Source organism: Vibrio sp. 1874 (genome assembly GCF_033344395.1).
In the GTDB taxonomy this organism is placed as follows: Bacteria; Pseudomonadota; Gammaproteobacteria; order Enterobacterales; family Vibrionaceae; genus Vibrio; species Vibrio alginolyticus.
Genome location: NZ_JAWPOR010000116.1, coordinates 1 through 1,212, shown reverse-complemented (window position 1 = coordinate 1,212; position 1,212 = coordinate 1). Strand labels below are relative to the sequence as shown.

Annotated in this window: 1 pseudogene; it reads left to right on the top strand. The window is 43.2% G+C overall.

Annotation, left to right across the window (positions count from 1 at the left end):
• Positions 1-127 precede the first annotated feature (127 nt).
• A pseudogene (locus R8N46_RS24945) lies at positions 128-1,212 on the top strand (IS3 family transposase); the annotation flags it as partial.

Below are 1,212 nucleotides of genomic sequence, written 5' to 3'. Positions count from 1 at the left end.
GTAAACTACCGTTTCTAACCAAGCTGCAAAATACAAAAAAGGCTTAGCATCAGCTAAGCCTTTTTTCATTTCTCTATGCCGTCCTAAATAAGGTTGACACTTTCCACCCCCAAAATTGGAGAGTGTTATGAAATCAACAACTAAAAGAACTCAGCGCGATTACTCCCTCGCTTTTAAACTCACTGTAGTTGATGAGGTTGAAAAAGGAAGCCTCACTTACAAACAAGCCCAAGAGAAGTATGGCATCCAAGGTTGCTCTACGGTTTTGGTTTGGCTTCGTAAGCATGGTCGACTAGATTGGTCTAAAGGGACACCTAACTTTATGTCCAAAGGAGACTCTATGGCCGAGTTCAATTCACCTCCTACACCAGAGCAACGTATTAAAGAGCTTGAGAAGCAGCTCGAAGATGCTCAACTCAAAGCCGACTTCTTTGAAGCTGTCGTGAACGTTATGGAACGTGACTATGGTGTTAGAGTGACAAAAAAGCACAAAGAAGCGTTGTCCAAGAGAAAACCATAGTAGGTTTGAGCGTTACGAAGTTTTGTCAGTTAGTACAAATCTCTCGCCAAGCTTATTATAAGCAATGCCAAACTCAATCTCGTTGTGAACATCATGAGCATGCTGTCATTGGCTTTGTCCGTGAAGTCAGGCTGAAGCAGCCACGCATTGGCACGCGTAAACTGAAGTTCTTAGCAGCAACAAAGGGCATTCAAATAGGTCGCGATAAGCTCTTTGAACTTCTCAGAAAACATCGGCTGTTAGTGAGAGCAAGACGAGCCTATCACCGAACGACTGACAGCCGTCATCGATTTTTCTGTCACCCAAACAAAGTGAAAGATGGGCTGACACCAACGAAGCCAGAACAGCTATGGGTTGCTGATATTACTTACTTGCCGACTCTCGATGGAGAGAGTTACGTCAGCCTGGTTACGGACGCTTATTCAAGGAAGATTGTTGGTTACTATGTGGATGACAACATGAAAACGCAATCAGTTAAGCGGGCATTTATCTCAGCTCTCAGGCAACGACAGAGTGAAGAAAAGCTAATACACCACTCAGATAGAGGCTCACAATACTGTTCGAAGGAATATCAAGATATCCATAAGAAACATAGAGTGACTTGCTCAATGACTGACGGGTATGACTGTTATCAGAATGCTTTAGCTGAGCGTGTAAATGGGATACTCAAAATGGAGTTCTTACTTAGGAAA